General features: G+C 48.7%; 1 pseudogene. It reads left to right on the forward strand.

Annotation, left to right across the window (positions count from 1 at the left end):
* Positions 1–577: pseudogene (locus tag ACVC2P_RS12150) on the forward strand (hypothetical protein); the annotation flags it as partial.

Raw genomic sequence — 577 nt, forward strand, 5'->3', positions numbered from 1 at the left:
AAGGCGCTGGCACAGTAACCGTTCCAGTAAGCATAGATACCGTAAGCGCTACAGACGTTGTAGTGGATATTGTAACGACAACAGGCACAGCTGGCACAAGCGATTACACCGTAACAACAACAACCGTGACCATTCCAGCAGGAAGCACCAGTGTCGCCGCAGTGGTTCCAGTCTCGAACGCTGCCACAGGTGAAGCCGACGCGGCCTTTACAGTCGATGGCACAGTAACCAGCGGAAACACAGCAAACACGGACCCAAGCGGAACAGTAACGATTATTGATAATGATATATGTATTTCGGATCCATTAACAGACTGTGATGGAGATGGAACACCAAATGGAACCGATCCAGATCCAAATGATCCATGTACAGATGATGGAACATTAGGCGACGAAGATTTAAATAACCCAATATTTGCAGATGCAGATTGCGATGGCGATGGGGTAACAAATGGCGATGAGATAGACCCAGATGGCGATGGAACACCAGGCCCAAATGGTACAGACTGGAACAACCCATGTGAGTTTGATGCAACAGACGTAACACTTCCACAAGGAGGCGATTGGGATGCAGCAGA

It is taken from the genome of Pontimicrobium sp. MEBiC01747, assembly GCF_053601635.1.